Origin of the sequence: Streptomyces manipurensis (genome assembly GCF_049570255.1) — a bacterium.
Taxonomy (GTDB): Bacteria; Actinomycetota; Actinomycetes; order Streptomycetales; family Streptomycetaceae; genus Streptomyces; species Streptomyces manipurensis.
On record NZ_CP186950.1, the window covers coordinates 5,077,228 to 5,093,854 of the forward strand.

14 protein-coding genes are annotated in these 16,627 nt (G+C 72.9%); 6 read left to right on the plus strand and 8 right to left on the minus strand.

The features are described 5' to 3' along the window. Positions 1-10 precede the first annotated feature (10 nt). Positions 11-955 carry a GDP-L-fucose synthase family protein gene (locus ACPU2J_RS23615; RefSeq protein WP_420079548.1) on the minus strand — a complete coding sequence of 315 codons (945 nt, stop codon included), beginning with the start codon at positions 953-955 and terminating at the stop codon, positions 11-13. 281 nt (positions 956-1,236) lie between these two features. Between ACPU2J_RS23615 and gmd the strand changes: the two genes are divergently transcribed. The 4 genes from gmd to ACPU2J_RS23635 all read left to right on the plus strand — a co-directional run bounded on the left by gmd (position 1,237) and on the right by ACPU2J_RS23635 (position 6,396). Beyond that, the gene (gene gmd / locus ACPU2J_RS23620; protein WP_365497111.1) at positions 1,237-2,250 is read left to right on the plus strand and encodes a GDP-mannose 4,6-dehydratase; all 1,014 of its coding nucleotides are present in this window, start codon (positions 1,237-1,239) and stop codon (positions 2,248-2,250) included. Between the two features lie 246 nt (positions 2,251-2,496). Then, the gene (locus ACPU2J_RS23625) at positions 2,497-5,274 is read left to right on the plus strand and encodes a DUF7594 domain-containing protein (RefSeq protein WP_423833945.1); all 2,778 of its coding nucleotides are present in this window, start codon (positions 2,497-2,499) and stop codon (positions 5,272-5,274) included. A gap of 102 nt (positions 5,275-5,376) precedes the next feature. Then, positions 5,377-6,051 carry a hypothetical protein gene (locus tag ACPU2J_RS23630; RefSeq protein WP_420079546.1) on the plus strand — a complete coding sequence of 225 codons (675 nt, stop codon included), beginning with the start codon at positions 5,377-5,379 and terminating at the stop codon, positions 6,049-6,051. 129 nt (positions 6,052-6,180) lie between these two features. After that, on the plus strand, positions 6,181-6,396 hold the full coding sequence (locus ACPU2J_RS23635; RefSeq protein ID WP_365080095.1) for a DUF6458 family protein: 216 nt from the start codon (positions 6,181-6,183) through the stop codon (positions 6,394-6,396). A gap of 17 nt (positions 6,397-6,413) precedes the next feature. Here ACPU2J_RS23635 and ACPU2J_RS23640 read toward each other — a convergent pair whose 3' ends face one another. Together ACPU2J_RS23640 and ACPU2J_RS23645 are read right to left on the minus strand one after the other, a co-directional pair. After that, positions 6,414-7,529: a glycosyltransferase gene (locus ACPU2J_RS23640; RefSeq protein ID WP_423833946.1), complete on the minus strand. Its 1,116-nt coding sequence runs from the start codon at positions 7,527-7,529 to the stop codon at positions 6,414-6,416. After that, positions 7,526-8,065, minus strand: a complete 540-nt coding sequence (locus ACPU2J_RS23645) for a WcaF family extracellular polysaccharide biosynthesis acetyltransferase (RefSeq protein ID WP_361595033.1) — start codon at positions 8,063-8,065, stop codon at positions 7,526-7,528. Before ACPU2J_RS23645 ends, ACPU2J_RS23640 begins: the two co-directional genes overlap by 4 nt. Before the next feature lie 171 nt (positions 8,066-8,236). Between ACPU2J_RS23645 and ACPU2J_RS23650 the strand changes: the two genes are divergently transcribed. Further along, positions 8,237-9,685, plus strand: coding sequence for a hypothetical protein (locus ACPU2J_RS23650; protein ID WP_420082348.1), 1,449 nt, complete (start codon positions 8,237-8,239; stop codon positions 9,683-9,685). A gap of 83 nt (positions 9,686-9,768) precedes the next feature. Here ACPU2J_RS23650 and ACPU2J_RS23655 read toward each other — a convergent pair whose 3' ends face one another. The 3 genes from ACPU2J_RS23655 to ACPU2J_RS23665 are packed head-to-tail and all read right to left on the minus strand — an operon-like array spanning position 9,769 to position 13,951. After that, a complete protein-coding gene (locus ACPU2J_RS23655) occupies positions 9,769-10,998 on the minus strand; it encodes a hypothetical protein (protein WP_420079544.1) in 1,230 nt (409 codons plus the stop codon). Then, entirely contained in the window at positions 10,995-12,743 is a 1,749-nt protein-coding gene (locus ACPU2J_RS23660; RefSeq protein ID WP_361595029.1) for a lipopolysaccharide biosynthesis protein, read from the minus strand. The genes ACPU2J_RS23655 and ACPU2J_RS23660 overlap by 4 nt, the downstream gene beginning before the upstream one ends. Then, positions 12,740-13,951 carry a glycosyltransferase family 4 protein gene (locus ACPU2J_RS23665; RefSeq protein WP_420082347.1) on the minus strand — a complete coding sequence of 404 codons (1,212 nt, stop codon included), beginning with the start codon at positions 13,949-13,951 and terminating at the stop codon, positions 12,740-12,742. Before ACPU2J_RS23665 ends, ACPU2J_RS23660 begins: the two co-directional genes overlap by 4 nt. A 166-nt stretch (positions 13,952-14,117) precedes the next feature. Between ACPU2J_RS23665 and ACPU2J_RS23670 the strand changes: the two genes are divergently transcribed. Further along, on the plus strand, positions 14,118-14,606 hold the full coding sequence (locus ACPU2J_RS23670; RefSeq protein ID WP_387116697.1) for an adenylyltransferase/cytidyltransferase family protein: 489 nt from the start codon (positions 14,118-14,120) through the stop codon (positions 14,604-14,606). Here ACPU2J_RS23670 and ACPU2J_RS23675 read toward each other — a convergent pair. Together ACPU2J_RS23675 and ACPU2J_RS23680 are read right to left on the minus strand one after the other, a co-directional pair. Further along, complete coding sequence (locus tag ACPU2J_RS23675; RefSeq protein WP_420079543.1) at positions 14,587-15,309, minus strand: CDP-alcohol phosphatidyltransferase family protein; 723 nt, start codon at positions 15,307-15,309, stop codon at positions 14,587-14,589. The two genes, ACPU2J_RS23670 and ACPU2J_RS23675, sit on opposite strands and share 20 nt — an antisense overlap. A gap of 43 nt (positions 15,310-15,352) precedes the next feature. Further along, a complete protein-coding gene (locus ACPU2J_RS23680) occupies positions 15,353-16,555 on the minus strand; it encodes an MFS transporter (RefSeq protein ID WP_420079542.1) in 1,203 nt (400 codons plus the stop codon). Between the last annotated feature and the right edge of the window lie 72 nt (positions 16,556-16,627).

A 16,627-nucleotide genomic window follows, 5' to 3' on the forward strand; every position in this document is an offset into this window, starting at 1 on the left:
GCCTGTGCGATCAGCTCTGCTCGCGCCACCACTTGTACGTGGAGGCGATGCCGTCCCGCAGCGGGATGCCGGGCTTCCAGCCGAGCGAGGTCAGGCGGCCGACGTCCAGCAGCTTGCGCGGGGTCCCGTCCGGCTTGGAGGTGTCCCAGGCCAGCCGGCCGCGGAAGCCCGTCACCTCGGCGACGGTCTCGGCGAGCTCGCGGATCGTCAGGTCCTCGCCGCAGCCGATGTTCACCGGCTCGTCCCCGTCGTAGTCGCGCAGCAGGACGGCGCAGGCCGCGGCCAGGTCGTCCACGTGCAGGAACTCCCGCCGCGGGGTTCCCGAACCCCACAGGGTGACCTCCTCGCGGCCCTCCGCGGCGGCCTCGTGGAAGCGCCGGATCAGGGCGGGCAGGACGTGCGAGGTCTCCAGGTCGAAGTTGTCCCCGGGCCCGTAGAGGTTCGTCGGCATGGCCGAGATGTACGAGGCCCCGTACTGCTTGCGGTACGACTGGACCTGGACGATCCCGGCGATCTTCGCGAGGGCGTAGGCCTCGTTGGTCGGCTCCAGCGGGCCGGTCAGCAGCGAATCCTCGTGGATCGGCTGCGGGGCCAGCTTCGGGTAGATGCACGAGGACCCGAGGAACAGCAGCCGGCCCACGCCGGCGGCGTGGGCGCCGCCGATCACGCTGAGCTGGATCCGGAGGTTCTCCTCCAGAAACTGCACCGGGTACGTGCTGTTGGCCATGATCCCGCCGACCTTGGCGGCGGCCAGCACCACGGCGTCCGGGCGGACGTCCTTCAGGTAGGCCTCGGTGGCCGCGGCGTCGCGCAGGTCGAGGTCGGCACGGCCCCGGGTGAGCACCTCGTGGCCGTCGGCGGTCAGCCGCCGGGCGACCGCGGACCCCACGAGGCCGCGGTGGCCCGCGACGAAGACACGGGCGTTCGGGGGCAGGAGCGGCAGCGAACTTGTCATACCGCCGATGATGCCAGTCCGCCCCCGCGGGGGCGGCAACGGTCCACGCCCCGGGCTCCGGCCCGCGGGACGGCCGGAACCGGGCGCGGGCCCGCGCGCGTCCGCAGCACAGAACGGCGGCCGCCCCGACGGGGCCGCCCCGGAGCGGCCGTGTACGGTACGCATCCACACCCCGGGCCGCGGCCCGGACGCCGGGCCGGCCGCCCGGCACGGCCCGCTCCGCAGCCACCCCGAGGCACCGCCTCACCACGACCGACAGCCACCACCAGCAAGGGGACCCCATGGGCAAGACCGCACTGATCACCGGAGTCACGGGACAGGACGGCTCGTACCTCGCCGAGCTCCTGCTCTCCAAGGGCTACACGGTGCACGGTCTCGTGCGGCGGTCCTCCAGCTTCAACACGGAGCGGGTCGACCACATCTACCAGGACCCGCACACCGCGAACCGGTCCTTCGTCCTGCACCACGCCGACCTCTCCGACGGCGTCGCCCTGGTGAACCTGCTGCGCGACATACGCCCCGACGAGGTCTACAACCTGGGTGCGCAGTCCCACGTCCGCGTCTCCTTCGACGCCCCGCTCTACACGGGCGACGTGACGGGCCTCGGCGCGCTGCGGCTGCTGGAAGCCATCCGGGCCAGCGGCGTCGACACCCGCATCTACCAGGCCTCGTCCTCGGAGATGTTCGGCGCCACCCCGCCGCCGCAGAACGAGGGGACCCCCTTCCACCCGCGCAGCCCGTACGGCGCCGCGAAGGTCTTCGCGTACTGGACGACGGTGAACTACCGCGAGGCGTACGACATGTTCGCCGTCAACGGGATCCTCTTCAACCACGAGTCCCCGCGCCGCGGCGAGACCTTCGTGACCCGCAAGATCACCCGCGCGGTGGCCCGGATCAAGGCGGGCCTGCAGGACCACCTCTACCTGGGCAACCTCGACGCGGTCCGCGACTGGGGCTACGCCCCCGAGTACGTGGACGCCATGTGGCGGATGCTCCAGCAGGACGAGCCCACCGACTACGTCGTCGCCACGGGCGTCGCCGCGACCGTGCGCGAATTCGTCGAGTCCTCCTTCTCCCACGCCGGTCTCGACTGGACCGAGCACGTCCGCTACGACGCCAAGTACGAGCGCCCGAGCGAGGTGGACGCCCTGATCGGCGACGCTTCCAAGGCCCACGACCTGCTTGGCTGGAAGCCGTCGGTCCTGGTGGCAGAGCTGGCGCAGATCATGGTGGACGCCGACATCCGCCAGGTCGAGGACCAACTGGCGGGCGTGACGGTCCGCATCGACCGCTGAGGCCTTATATTTCCCCTACGATTTGCCGTGTTCCGGTCATGCAGGCGGTTCTGCGCCAGCGTGGCCGGGGCATACGTGCCGTATGTCCCTAGTGCACCCTCCATGCTGAACCTTTGATTCCAAGTTGGTATGCAATGGGTCAAGGGAGGTGACCGGGCCCTCGGGTGAGCCCTAGTCTGCGCCAGATACATATGGCTGTTCGGATAGTTCCAGCCATCAAAACCGGGCGATTGCCCTGGGGGGCTCATGCGTAGATCCAGAGGGCTGACTGCCGCCCTCGTCCTGTCACTGGCCGGTGCGGGCACCGGCATAGGCCTGGTGCTGATGCCCCAGGCGTCGGCCATCACGGCCCCGGTGGCATTCACCGCCGACGAGCTGCCCACCTGGCAGCCCGACGGCATCGTCTGGGCGATGGCCCAGGCGGAGGGCACCGTCTTCGCCGGCGGTACCTTCTCGGCCGTCCGTCCGCCCGACGGCACCGCGGGCGCCGAGCAGGATGCCGTCAACTTCGTCGCGCTCGACGCCGCGACGGGCAAGCCGACCTCCTGCAAGCTGGCCTTCACCATCGGCGACGGCACCGCGACGGTCCGTACGCTGGTCGTCTCGAAGGACAAGAAGACCCTCTACGCGGGCGGCTACTTCGGCGCCGTCAACGGCACCCCGGTCTCCAGCCTCGCGGCCATCGACATCGCGAGCTGCACCCCCAAGGCCGCCTTCCACCCGGGCTTCCCGGCCACCGTGCGCGCACTCGCCGTCACCGACGACACCCTGTACGTCGGCGGCGACTTCACCACCGTCGAGGGCCAGACCCGCGAGCGGTTCGCCGCGGTCGACGCCTCCTCCGGCGCGCTCAAGCCCTTCGTCGCCAACGTCGACGAGCCGGGCCGCGCTGTCGAGGTCACCCCCGACGGCAAGAACGTGCTGCTCGGCGGCGACTTCTTCACGGTCAACAACTCCAACAGCCACGCGCTGGCCGTCGTCGACGCCACGTCCGGCGCCGTGAAGAAGACCTACACCAACATCCCGTCGAACTCGGTCGTCAAGGACATCTCCACCGACGCCACCGGCTTCTACACGGGCAACGAGGGCTCCGGCGGCGGCGTCTTCGACGGTCGCATCGGCCTGCGCCTGAGCGACTTCACCGAGAAGTGGCGCGACCGCTGCCTCGGCGCCACCCAGTTCGTCCTGCCGTACGAGGGCGTGCTCTACAGCTCCTCGCACGCGCACGACTGCTCCACCGAGCAGGAGTTCCCCGACGGCAAGCGGCACTTCCTGCTGGCCCAGCCGACCGACCACGAGGGCGCCGCCCCCGCGCCCGTGGACGGCTTCGTCCGCGGCCCGGGCAAGCTCGGCTGGCACCCCACGGCCAACGACGGCCTCGGCGAGGGCATCGGCCCGCGCGTGATGGCCGTGGCCGAGAAGAACGACGTCAAGTACATGTGGGTCGGCGGTGAGTTCACCCTCATCAACGGCAAGCCGCAGCAGGCCCTGACCCGTTTCGCCTCCACCGGCGACGTCGGCGCCCCGACCACCCCGGTGGCCAGCGCCTCCAGCGTCAAGCCCGGTGAGGTCCAGGTCCGCTGGCGCACCAGCTACGACGCGGACGACAGCAAGCTGACGTACCGCATCTACCGCAACGGCTCGGCCACCCCGGCCGCCACCGTCACCGCCGGCTCGCTGGAGTGGGAGCGCCCGCAGGCCTCCTGGAACGACACCACGGTCAAGGCCGGACAGTCGTACACCTACCGGGTGACCGCGACCGACGCCGCCGGCAACACCAGCGCGCTGTCGGCCACCGCCTCGGTGACCGTCCCGACCTCGGTCCAGTCGTACCCGAACCAGGTCCGCACCGACGGCGCCGAGCTGTACTGGCGTTACGACGACGCGGTCAGCCCGTACGTCGCCGACTCCTCGGTGTCCGGCAACCGCAGCGGCATCCAGGTCAACGCCCCCGCCCTGAAGCAGTCGCCCGGCGCCGTCCCCGGCAGCTCGGCGATGGGCTTCAACGGCACCAGCCAGAAGCTGCACAGCGACCGCCGCCAGTCGGTCGGCAGCACCTTCACCATCGAGACGTGGTTCAAGACGAACAGCACGCGCGGCGGCAAGCTGATCGGCTTCGGCAACAACACCACGCGCAACAGCGGCTCCAACGACCGCCACATCTACATGACCAACACCGGTCGCCTGGTCTTCGGCGTCTACAACGGCTCGACCCGGACGGTCTCCACCGGCCTGTTCGACACCTACAACGACAACAAGTGGCACCACGTGGTCGGCACCCAGGGCCCCGGCGGCATCACGCTCTACGTCGACGGCCAGAAGAAGGACACGCTGAACGCCACCAGCAACGGCACCTACGCGGGCTACTGGCACGCCGGCGGCGACAACCTCTCCGGTTGGCCGACCCGCCCGACGAGCAACTTCTTCGCCGGTCAGCTCGACGAGACCGCCGTCTACCCGTCGGCGCTCACCGAGGCCCAGGTCAAGAAGCACTTCGACCTGGCCAAGGCCCCGACCGACACGGTCTCCACGGTCAAGACGACCGAGGACACCTACATCAACCAGGGCGCCCCGAGCACCGCCTACGGCACCTCCACCTCGCTCGCGGTCCGCGGCAGCGGTTCGCTCTACCAGACGTACCTGCGCTTCGACGTGCCGGCCGCCCCGGCGGGCCAGGTCCTGAAGTCCGCGGTGCTGCAGTTCAAGACCAGCACCCAGGCGAACGCCGGCACCGCCGACACCGTCTCCGTGGTCCCGGTCACCGGCAACTGGAGCGGCGCGAGCACCTCGTTCAACACCAAGCCGGCCCTCGGTGCCACCCCGCTCGGCAGCATCGCGGGCGTGCCGGAGGGCTCGGCCGTGCACACCGTGGAGCTGGACACCGCCGCGGTCACCGCGGTCCTGGGCACCAGCTACAGCATGGGCCTGACCAGCAACGGGACCGACCCGCTGTGGATCTGGTCCGCCGAGTCCACGGCGGCGGAGGGCACTCCGCAGCTGGTCCTCACCTTCGGCGCGAAGTAAGCGACACCGAAAACACCGCCTGACGGACAATGCGGGGCCCGGCTCACGTGGCCGGGCCCCGCACTCCTGCAACCCCCCTTGAGCATGTACGGGAGCCACCCGATGTACCGACGCTCCGCAGCGGCTGCTGTCCTGCTGTCCGCCGCCCTGACGCTGACCGCCTGCAGTTCGGGCGGGGACGACTCCGACGCCCAGGCGAAGGCGAAGCCCCCGGCCTCGTCGGCGGCCCCCGACCCGGCGGACGCCCCGGCGCCGTCGGCGCCCGCGCCCGACGCGAAGCCGACGGGCCCCGTCCTGCCCGACGCCAAGCTGACCCCGAAGACGGGCAGCTTCACGGCCGAGGAGAAGAAGTACCTGAGCGGGCGGGTCCCGGAGAAGATGGACCCCGCGGCCGTCCTGCAGACCGGCCAGGAGGCCTGCCAGCGGATCGCGCGCACGGCCAAGCGCGACAAGGACGCCGCGACCGGCGCCGTCATCACCGGGGAGATCGCGGGCGCCAAGGACGCGATCACGCACCTGTGCCCCGACCAGAAGCCGGTCCTCGCGGCGGCGGAGAAGGGCTTTCCCGAGGGGCCCCGCACCTCGCCCGCGGCCGGCACCTACCGGGCGCTGACCCAGGCCACCACCTGCACCTGGGAGGCCAAGGGCAAGGACGGCTCCGTCCTCGCCTCGGGCCCCGAGGCCCCGCCGAAGGCCGGGGACAAGATCACGGCCGCCGTGCCCGCGGGCACGGCGGAGTTCAACTCCTCCGGCTGCTACGCCTGGATCCCGGCCTAGCCGGACCGACGACGCCCCCGGGGACCGGCAACCACCGGTCCCCGGGGGCGTTTTCGTACGCCGAAGCCGGGTACCCGCGCGGACACAGTCACCGTCACGGTCACCGTGATGACAGCGGAAGGCGGACCCATGGGCATCGGCGGATGCATCGTCCTGATCGTGGTGGGTGCCATCCTCACCTTCGCCACCGACTGGGAGATGGAGAGCGTCGACCTCGACCTGGTCGGCCTCATCATGATGGCGGTCGGCGGGATCGGCCTCGCCGTCTACACCAGCATCTACAAGCGCCGCCGCACGGCCGGCGCGATACCGGTGGTGGAGGAGCACCGCCGCGACGTCATCTGACGCCGCGGCGCGGCGGTTCAGCGGCGCAGCGCGCCCTCGTACACCGGCAGCAGGGTGTCCAGGACGGCGTCCATCGAGAAGGACCCGGCGGCCAGCTCGCGCGCCGCGAGCGAGGCCGCGGCGTTGGCGGCCGGGTCCAGCAGACCGAGGACGGCGTCGGACACTCCCGCGGGGCCCGGGTCCACGGCCCGGCCGGCCCCGGCCCGCGCGATGTCCCGCGCCAGCCCGTTGGAGTGGGTCACCACCGTCGGGACGCCCACCGCGAGCGCCTCCAGCACCGACATCGGGAACGGCTCCTCCACCGAGGGCAGCACGTACACGTGCGCCCGGCGCAGCTCGGCCTGCACCTGCTCGCTGGACAGCGCCCCGGGCACGGTGAACCGGTCCGTCAGGCCCAGCTCCCCGATCCGGGCCCGTACGGAGCCCAGCTCGCCCTCGTCCGGCCCCGCGACCACGAAGTGCGCGTCCGGGTGGGCGGCCAGCACCGCCGGGGCGGCGTCCACGAAGTCCACCGGCCGCTTGCGGGCCTGGAGCCGCGCCGAGTACAGGATCCGCGGGGCGCCGACCGGAGCGGGCCGCCCCTCCTGGGCGGGGGTGCCGTTGACCAGCCGGACCGTGTTCGCCAGCGGTCCGCCGACCACCGCGTCCAGACCCTCCCGCTCGTGCGGGGTCAGGTACAGCAGCGCGTCCGCGCCGCGCAGCAGCCGGCGTACCGCGAGGGCGTCCAGGACCTTCGCCAGCAGCTTCCCGCTGGGGTCCACCATGCCGTGGGTCTGGAGCACCAGCGGCCTGCCGGCCCGCAGCGCGGCCAGCGCCACCGGCAGGGTCACCAGGTCGCGCGCCAGGTGGACATGGACGACGTCCGCGTCCCGTACGAGTCGCCCGGCCGACGCCAGCAGCGCGGGCGAGGTCATCCCGCTGAAACCCAGGGGGAGCAGACGACGCGCCGGGAACAGCTTCGCCGGAACGCCCTCCACCGCGACGGGCCACTCCTCGAAGCCCTCGCCCAGCGCCAGCAGCCGGGCCTCGTGGCCCCGGGCGCGCAGCCCCTTGGCCAGGTTCAGCGCGACCCGCACGGGCCCGCCGAAGGCGTGCGACGGCGAGTGCAGGGTGACGGCGTGCAGGACTCTCACTTCGGCTCCTCCACCGGGCGGCGGTGACCGTCCTGGGTCTGCAGGGTCAGTGCGGGAAGGTCCTTGTGCACCACGGCCCCCGCGCCGGCGACCGCGCAGCGGCCCACCGTGACGCCGGCGAGCACCGTCGCCCGCGCCGCCACCCAGGCACCGTCCTCGACGGTGATCGGGGCGTTGCGGTAGCGGAAGTCGGCCGCCCGGTGGTCGTGCGAGCCCGTGCACAGCATGGCCTCCTGCGACAGGCACACGTGCGCACCGAGGGTGACCGGCTCCAGGTTCAGCAGCCAGGCACCCTCGCCTATCCAGGTGTGGTCCCCGACGGTCAGCTTCCACGGCCACAGCACCCGCACCCGGTGCCGGATCAGCACGCCCTCGCCGATCTTCGCGCCGAAGGCGCGCAGCAGGGCCACCCGCAGCCGCGCCGGACAGAACCAGGCCATGAAGACCGTGTTCATCACGGCGAACCAGAGCGCCTGCGTCAGCAGCCCGCGCCCCTTGTCGTACCCGGCCAGCGTGAAGGAAGGAAGGTCGCGCAACAGAAGCCCCCATCATGCTCTGGGCCGCGGCCTCCCCGGGCGCGGCCCGCTCAGACTAGACTGCGCGCGGACCAGGCACATCGGGTGGGGGCGGCAGTGACGACGGACATACGCAAGCCCTCCGCGCCGCCCGCGAACCCCCAGCTGCCGTCCCCCTTCGAGGACGAGAGCATGTGGGGCCGGGACACCCTCCCGCGCACCCTGCTCTCCCGGGCCCTGTCCGTGCCCCTCGCCCTCGGCTTCACCGTCTTCCTCCCGCTGTTCGTCGCCGTCCAGTCCGGCGCGGGCCAGCGCGACGCCGCCTTCTGGCTCCAGCTCCTCCTGGCCATGTACTCGGGCGCCCGGCTCTCCGCGATGGTGCTCACCAGCCGCCGCAAGCTGCTCCAGGGCTCGTTCTGGCTCTTCGTCTACATGGCCATGGGCGTGGCCCCCCTCGCCCAGGCCGTCCTCGGCCAGGTCCCCACCCCCGTCGTGGGCCCCCGCTCCGACCTGACCGTCGCCATCGGGCTGGTCCTGCTCGGCTGCACCGCCTTCGACGTCGGCGTCCTTCTCGCCCGGCACCGGCCGACCGGCCGTGCGGGGGGCTCGCAGCGCGCGTCGCGGCCCGTCATGACGCACCGGCGGCGCCTGCAGCTGCTCACCGCCCTGGCCTTCGGGTGCAGCGCGGTCTTCATCATGAAGCTCGGCGGACCCGCGGTCTTCTTCTCCAGCCGCCAGGAGATCATCGCGGGCATCGAGGAGGCCGGCGTCTCCAACGGCGACGGCCAGGCCGGCCAGGCACTGCTGCGCGGCTTCGGCACCGTCCCGGCGCTGCTGGCGATGCTGCTGTACACGCGCTGGCTGGTCACCTCCAAGTACGCCCGCCGCAAGGTGTCGGTCATCGTCACCTGGGGCGCGCTGGCCGCCCTCAACCTGGTGGTCAACAACCCGATCTCGAACCCGCGCTACTGGTTCCTGACGGTCATGTTCGCCATGCTCTTCACGCTCTTCCCGGTGAGCGCGGCGATGTACCGGGTGGCCCTGTCCATGGCCGTGGTCGTCGCGCTCCTCCTCTTCCCGTTCGCGGACCGCTTCCGCTACGACGAGAAGAACTACCGGCCGGTGGAGACCACGTCCTTCCTGGAGCCGATGGCGCTCAAGGACTACGACCAGGTCGGCATGTTCGCGAACACCATCACCTTCTCGAACTCCGGCCCCGGGCACTTCTACGGCCGCCAGCTCGCCGGGTCGGTCTTCTTCGCGGTGCCCCGCTCGGTGTGGCCGGGCAAGCCCCGGGACACCGGCGTGATGGTCGGCCAGTGGATGGGCACGGTCAACACCAACCTCTCCTCCCCGATCTGGGCCGAGCTGTGGCTGGACTTCGGGCCGCTGGGCATGGGGGCCGGGCTGCTCGGCATGGGGTACGCGTCCGCCCGCGTCGACCGCCGCTACGCCAAGCGGGCCACCAGGCGGTCACCGCCCGGCAGCCTCATCTCGGTGGTGGTCCCGCTGGTCGCGGGCTACTCCTTCATCCTGCTGCGCGGCCCGCTCCTCCAGGCCTCGGGCCGTGTCGCGATCGCCGCGATGTGCCTGGCCCTGGTGGCGACCTACCGCTCGGACAAGTCCACCACCCTGCGCTGACGCAGATCTTGAGCCCGTCCGGCGATTGAGGACCGGGTCCGGGCGGAGCCCGGGCGGGACGGGGAGGGGGCTCCGCGCAGCGGTCAGGCGGCGGATGCCGGAGCCGGCTGCGCCGCCGCCGGGACGGCAGCGGGCAGGCGGGCCACCCGCCACCAGGCGGCCAGGGCCTTGAGCGCCGAGCCGGCCGCCAGGCCCCACGCGGCGCCCGCCACCCCCCACACCGCGTACCCGCCCAGCAGCAGCCCCACCGACAGCAGCGAGAACACCACCTGCAACGACAGCGTGGCCTTCGGGGCCAGCACCCGCAGGGTCAGCAGGGCACACGTGCCGAGGCCCATCACCGCGTACTGCGCCCCCGTGGCCGGCAGCAGCGCGGACGCCGCCGCCCAGGTGTCGCCCAGGAGTTCCCGGCCCAGCCGGTCCGGCAGCAGGTACAGGGCCGTCGCCCAGCCGGCGCCGAGCGCGGCCAGCACCAGGCCCAGCGCGGCCGTCGCCCGTACGGTGGCCCGCTTGCCGCCGAAGCGGCCGAGCACCGGCGGCCCGAAGGCGTTCGCCGAGTTGAACAGCACGTTCAGCGGGCCGAACAGCGTGGTCGCACCCCGCAGCGCACCCACGGCGAGCGGTGTCGCGAAGACGCCGAGGCCCAGTACGGCGAGCTGGCTGGAGCCGTTGCCCACCGCGAACTCGACGACGAACCGCTGCCCCAGGTGCCCGCGCCGCAGGTACGGCCGCAGGTCCGCCCGCGCCCCGCGCACGTACGGGCGCAGCAGCCACAGCCCCAGCCCGAGCGCGGGCAGCGCGGACAGGCCCCACACCAGCACCAGCCGCCCCGCAGAGGCCCCCTCGGGCTGCACGGCCAGCGCGGCGACCACGCACGCCAGCCGCAGCGCGTCGGCGGCGAGTGCCCGTTCGGGGGCGCGCACCGCGGAGAAGCAGTAGCGCAGCCCGTCCTGGAGCAGGACCAGCGGCAGCACGAGGCCGAGGGCGAGGAAGGCACGGCCGGTGGCGCCGGGCAGCGCCAGCCCGACCAGCGCGAGCAGCACGCCCACGGAGGCCGACGCGGCCGCGGTGAAGCCGGCGGCGGAGCGGCAGGCCGCGCCGAGACCCTCGCCCTTCTCCAGGACGAGGCTCTGGCCGACGTAGGCCATGTTCAGCCCGAGGAGCACGCTGAACGCCACGTAGACCATCGAGAAGTCCGCGAACCCGGAGGCCGAGGACAGCCGGGCCGCCAGGACCAGCACCAGGATGTTGGTGGCGCTGGACGCCGCCTGGTCCAGGACCGAGGCGACGGCGGCGAGGCCGCGTCGGCTCACCGGCGGCCCGTACGGACGGTGCGCAGTGCGACGGTGTCGGTGCCGTCACCGGGGATGTGCTGCTCCGGCTCGGCCCGTTCGTAGGTCAGCGGCTGGGGCGTGGCCGGGCCGGAGGCACCGGGGGGTGCGGGCCGGGCGGCCGCCGGGGCGTCCTTGCCCTTGCCGCGGCCGCGCTTCTCCCCGGGCAGCGGGGCGTGCAGCACCGCGCCGAGGACGGTGCCGCCGGCGCCGCTGATGAGCTCGCGGATCCGGGACAGGTCGGTGCGGTGGACGGCGCGCGGGTCACAGACGACCAGGACCCCGTCGACGCGGTCGACGAGGGCGAGCGCGTCGGCGTAGGAGAGCACGGGCGGCGCGAGCACCACGACGGTGGCGTTGGGGGAGTCGGCCTCGGAGATCAGCCGGGTGGCGCGGGCGGAGGTCAGCGCGCGGGGTACGTTGCGCGCCCGGTCGCCCGGGATGAGGTCGAAGGTGCCGGACTCGCCGGCGTCGACGACGAGCTGGCGCCCGTCGGGCCACTCGGAGTCGGCGTGGCGTCCGCCGCCGGAGCCGCCGCCCGGGGTCTGGCTCCAGCGCGGGCGGCCGCCCGCGTCGGTCGGCAGCTGGCTGGCCAGCACCGGGGTGCGCAGGTCGGCTTCGATGAGCAGCACGTCCTTGCCGGTCTCGGCGAAGGAGGCGGCGAGGTTCACGGCGACGGCGGCGGCGGTCTCGCTGCTGCCGCGCGGGGCGACGACCAGCAGCCGGCGCCGGTCGGCGAACCGGGAGTCGTAGGCGAGGCGGAAGGCCACCGAGCGGTATTCCTCGGCGAGCCGGGGATCGGCCTCGCCGGCGGCGAGCAGCGGTCCGCCGCCCGTGCGGTCCCGGGGCAGGTAGCCGAGGACGGGTGCGCGCAGCGAGCGCGCCACGTCGCCCTCGGAGCGCGGGGCCGGGTCGAAGACCAGGCGGACCCACGCGGCCAGCAGGCCGAGGGCGAGGCCCACGGCGGCGCCGAGCGCGAGGGACATCAGGATGCCGGGGCCGTCGTGCCCGGTGGGCGCGGTGGCGGCGCTGGTGACCCGGCCCGGGGTCATGTCCAGGGCCTCCAGCTTGGTGATCTTGCCGTTGTAGCCGCCGACCTCGCTCTGCAGGTCGGTCTTGGAGGAGCTGGCGGCGTCGCGTCCGGCGCCGGCGGGCATCCGGGCGATCTCCTTGGACAGCTCGTCGAGCTGCTTGGCGACCGGGTCGCGCTGCTCCTTGTAGCCCTTGACCATCTTGTCGCGCGTGGCGTCGAGGGACTCCTGCCGCTTGAGCAGGTAGGCCTCGGTCATCGCGTTGGCGCGCTTGGCGGCCTCCTTGGGGGAGTCCGCGGTGTAGGTGAAGCGCAGCACCATGGTCTGCGGCGGGTTGGTCACCTGGAGGCCGGCGCGCAGCGCGGCGAAGTCCTTGGCGGACACGCCGAGCTTCTTCGCCGCCTCGTTGGCTATGGAGGAGCTGAGGGCGACCTGCCGCTCGGAGCCGATGTTGATCGCCTTGTCGGGGGCGAGGCTCGGGTTGAACGGGTCGTCGGTGGGGGCGCGCAGCACCACGTCGGCGGTCGCGACGTAGGTGTCGGCGGTGGAGATGCCGAGGTAGACGCCGCCCAGCAGGCCGACCCCGATGCCGGCCCCGATGAGCCTGCGGTAGCGCAGGAGCTGGCGGAACTGGTCCCTGAGGAGGTCGGGTTCGTCGTCGGCCGGTGCCGCTGCCGGGCGGTTCGTCTCGATCACGGCCGGGTTCCCCCAAGTGCTTCGTCTATCAGTGCGTCGATGCGGGCCAGGCCCGCTTCGCGGCTCAGGTGGGCCGCCACGTGGCGGGGTCCGGCCGCTCCCAGTGCGTCCGCGCCCTCGGGGTCCTCGGCGAGGGCCCGTACGGCCTTCAGCAGGGCCTCGGGGTCCTCCGGCGGTACGAGCACCCCTGCGCCCGAGCGTTCCACTTCCTGCGCGGTTCCGCCCTCCGCCGCCACGGAGGCGACGACGGGACGGCCGGTCTGGAAGTAGGAGGTGAGCTTCGACGGGACGCTCATGTCCAGCACGGCGGCGTGCTGAGTGACCGCGAGAACGTCCGCCGCCGCGAGGATATCGGGGAACTCGCCGTCAGCGGCAGGGGGGATGATGTCCAGGTTCGGCACATCGGAGGAGAGGTCCGCGAGCGCGGAGCGCTGGCTTCCGTCGCCCATCAGGACGAAACGGACCTTCGGGTCCAGCCGGGCGGCGCCCACGAGGACTTCGAGGCCCTGCTTGAGGCCCATGTTCCCGGAGTGCAGGACGACGGTCTCGCCGGGGCTCCAGCCGAGGTGGCGGCGGGTCTCGCCGCGCGGCTTGGTGGGCTTCGGCACGTGCGACCAGTTGGGCACGAGGCGGATCCGGCCCGGGTCCACGCCCATGCCGACGACCCGCTCCACGAAGGTCTCGTGGATGACGCCGACGAGGGTGGCCCGCTTCAGGGCGTAGGCCTCGGCCCGGCCGGCGATCGCGGCGGCCTTGTCGCCGCCGCTGATTCCGCTTTGCGCGGCGGCGGCGCCCATCAGGTCCTGGACGACGGGGACGTACGGGACCTTCCAGCGGGCCGCGAGGCGGGCGGCGAGCACGCCGCCGGCCAGGCTGGGCATCTGGGCGAGGACCGCGTCCGGCCTGGGCATCCGCGGCGGGGCCACGGCGCCGTGCAGCAGAATCGATCCTTCGAAGAGCGCCCGCTTCACGGCGGTCTGGCGCGGCGGCACGGTGTGCGCACGCCGGTGCACGGTGACTCCCGCGCGCTGCTCCGTGCGCCGGAACGCGCCCTTGTACTCCGGCTCGAGCGACCAGGCCGGGTAGTGCGGCATGCCGGCGAGGACGTGGGTCTCGTGGCCGAGATCCGCCCAGTGCTCCGCGATCTGGGTCGCATACGGGCCGATTCCCGCGTGCTCCGGAGCGTAATTGGTGGAAACCAGCAGCATGCGCCGCTGACCGGATCTGGACACCGAGCGTCCCCTCTTCCCCTGGATGATGCGCACGTCACCCTATTCGTTCACCCGCGTGCTGCGGAACGTGCACGCTATTGTCTGCTAATCCGCTGCACCGGGGGGTGTGGCCGCTGGGGACAAAGAGATGACGGAGCGGGACATGTCCGACATAGGTGCGCCTTCGCGCCGGCCGTATCGAGTCGGCTACGCGCCGGGTGCCTACGATCTGTTCCATATCGGACATCTCAATATCCTCCGGCACGCCAGGAGTCGGTGCGACTACCTGGTCGCCGGAGTGGTCTCCGACGAGATGGCCGAACTCGCCAAGGGCCGGCGCCCGATGATCCCGCTGGTCGAGCGGCTGGAGATCGTGCGCAGCGTGAAGTACGTCGACGCCGCCTTCGTCGAGACCGTGCCCGACAAGGTCGAGACCTGGAAGCAGGTCCGCTTCGACGTGATCTTCAAGGGTGACGACTGGCGGGGCACGCCCAAGGGCGACAAGCTCGAGAAGGACTTCGCCGCCCACGGCGTCGACGTCGTGTACTTCCCCTACACCGTGCACACCTCCAGCACCCAGCTGCGCCGGGCGCTGGACGCGCTCGCGGAACCGGCCGCCGCGCCCGGCCAGGTCACCGGCGAACGGCGCTGAGCTCCCGGAACCACTTGGCCAGGAAGGCCAGCAGGAACAGCACGGCGACCGCGCCCAGCGCGGCGTACGCCCGGGCGAACAGCTCTCCTCCGCCCAGCATCAGGAACACCAGGCAGAACACCCCGTAGTCCACGGGCAGCAGGGCCACCGCGCGCAGGGTCGACGGCGCGGCGGCCGGGCTGCCCGGCTCGGGCCGGGGCTTGAGCTTCTCGGTCAGCAGCCCGCCGAAGAAGGTCACCACGGCCGCGAACTGGAAGCCGAGCGGCACCAGCAGCCAGCCGTCGGACGTCGTCCCGTACTCCTCCGGGAAGCGGTAGAACGCGATCAGCACGCACGCGTGCAGCGCCGTGAGCTTGGCGGCGTCCACGACGTGGTCCAGCCATTCGCCGGCCGCGCTGCCGCCGCCCCGCAGCCGCGCCAGCTGCCCGTCGGCGGAGTCGAAGGCGAAGCCGACCGCGAGCGCCGCCCACACGGAGATCCCCAGCGCCCACGAGGGGCCGGTCAGCGCGACCGCGGCCACCGCGGCGAAGCTGAACGCGGCGCTGATCAGCGTCACCTGGTTCGGGGTGAGCCCCAGGGCGTACGAACCGGCCGCCAGGTACCGCCCGGCGGGGCGGTTGACGAACCGCGAGTAGAGCGACACCCCCTTGGCGGACTTCTGCGCCCCGCGCAGCTCACGCAGCGCCGTCCCGACTCTCGCCATGCGTGCCTCTGTTCGTCGTTCGTATATGCGTATGAAGGCCACATCATCGCAGGGCGGGAGCGGGCGACGGTTCCGGATGCCTGCGGACGTCCGGAAGCAGCAGGACGGAGAGGTTCGCGGCGGCGCTGAGGCCGGCCGCGACCAGCAGCGGAACGGTCGTCCCCACGGCGGCGGCCAGCGGCGCCGCCACCGCCAGGCCCAGCGGGCGGGCGGCGAAGGAGATCAGGGTGTCGAACGCGCCGACCCGCCCCAGGGTGTCCCGCGGGATGCGCCGCTGCATCTCCGTCTCCCACAGGGGGCTCAGCACCCCCAGGCCGAACATGGCGGCGCAGAAGGCGGCCGCCGTCACCGGCAGCGGCAGGCGCAGGGCGAAGGCCGTGAGCGGCAGTGCCTGGGCGGCGGCCCCGAAGGCCACCCCGTACAGCGGCCGGCGCAGCGGCAGCCGCCCGGCGGCCCAGACGCCGGCCGGCATGCCGACGGTGCCTGCCTGGGCCACGATCACCCAGGAGCTCTCCCCGCCCATGCTCCGGGCCGCGATCACCGGGCCGAGGGTGAGCAGCAGCCCCGCGGCCAGGTGCCAGACGCCGTGGGCCAGCACGTTGGCGAGGAACCACGGGTGGCGCCGGGTCTCGGTCCAGCCCGCCCGCAGTTCGGTGGTGAAGGCGGCGCGCGGTGTGCTGCGCGGCGCCGGCGCGGTGCGCAGGCCCCCGAGGGTGAGGGCCGAGAGGGCGAAGAGCGCGGCGGTGAGCAGCGAGGCCCAGCCGCCGCCGACGAGCAGCGTCAGCGAGCCGGCCGCTGCGGGGGCGGCGACGTTCGCGAGTCCGGTGGCCACCCCGAGCCGTGCGTTGACGCGCAGCCGGCCCTCCTCGGGGACGGCCGCCGCGACCAGGGTGCGGACGGCGGGGGTGCCGAAGGCCACCGCGGCCCCGGTCACGGCGGCGAGCGCGGCCAGCTCCGGGACCCGGCCGTCGAGGCCGGCCATCAGCAGGACCCCGGTCGCCAGTTGCGCGGCGGCCCGCGCCAGGTCGGCGACGAGCACCACCCGCCGCGCGGGGAAGCGGTCGGCGGTCACGCCCGCCACGGGCAGCAGGAGCAGCATGGGCAGCAGCTCGCAGGCGAGCACGAGGCCGAGGTCGCCGGGGGAGCCGGCCCGCAGCAGGGCCAGGGTGAGGGTGGTGGGGACGAGGGCCGTGGCGAATGCGGCGAAGGCGCGGCCGACGAGCAGCCGCCAGATCGTCGGGGTCATGACAGCCGACATTATTTCGCCAGCGAATTATTCGTCAACGAATTACTCTTCGCCCCGCGGCGGCCGGACATA

Coding starts and splice junctions, on each gene's coding strand:
- gmd (WP_365497111.1), top strand. CDS start 1,237: ATGGGCAAGACCGCACTGATCACCGGAGTCACGGGACAGGACGGCTCG.
- ACPU2J_RS23615 (WP_420079548.1), bottom strand. CDS start 955: ATGACAAGTTCGCTGCCGCTCCTGCCCCCGAACGCCCGTGTCTTCGTC.
- ACPU2J_RS23650 (WP_420082348.1), top strand. CDS start 8,237: ATGTGGGGCCGGGACACCCTCCCGCGCACCCTGCTCTCCCGGGCCCTG.
- ACPU2J_RS23670 (WP_387116697.1), top strand. CDS start 14,118: ATGTCCGACATAGGTGCGCCTTCGCGCCGGCCGTATCGAGTCGGCTAC.
- ACPU2J_RS23630 (WP_420079546.1), top strand. CDS start 5,377: ATGTACCGACGCTCCGCAGCGGCTGCTGTCCTGCTGTCCGCCGCCCTG.
- ACPU2J_RS23675 (WP_420079543.1), bottom strand. CDS start 15,309: ATGGCGAGAGTCGGGACGGCGCTGCGTGAGCTGCGCGGGGCGCAGAAG.
- ACPU2J_RS23680 (WP_420079542.1), bottom strand. CDS start 16,555: ATGACCCCGACGATCTGGCGGCTGCTCGTCGGCCGCGCCTTCGCCGCA.
- ACPU2J_RS23625 (WP_423833945.1), top strand. CDS start 2,497: ATGCGTAGATCCAGAGGGCTGACTGCCGCCCTCGTCCTGTCACTGGCC.
- ACPU2J_RS23665 (WP_420082347.1), bottom strand. CDS start 13,951: ATGCTGCTGGTTTCCACCAATTACGCTCCGGAGCACGCGGGAATCGGC.
- ACPU2J_RS23635 (WP_365080095.1), top strand. CDS start 6,181: ATGGGCATCGGCGGATGCATCGTCCTGATCGTGGTGGGTGCCATCCTC.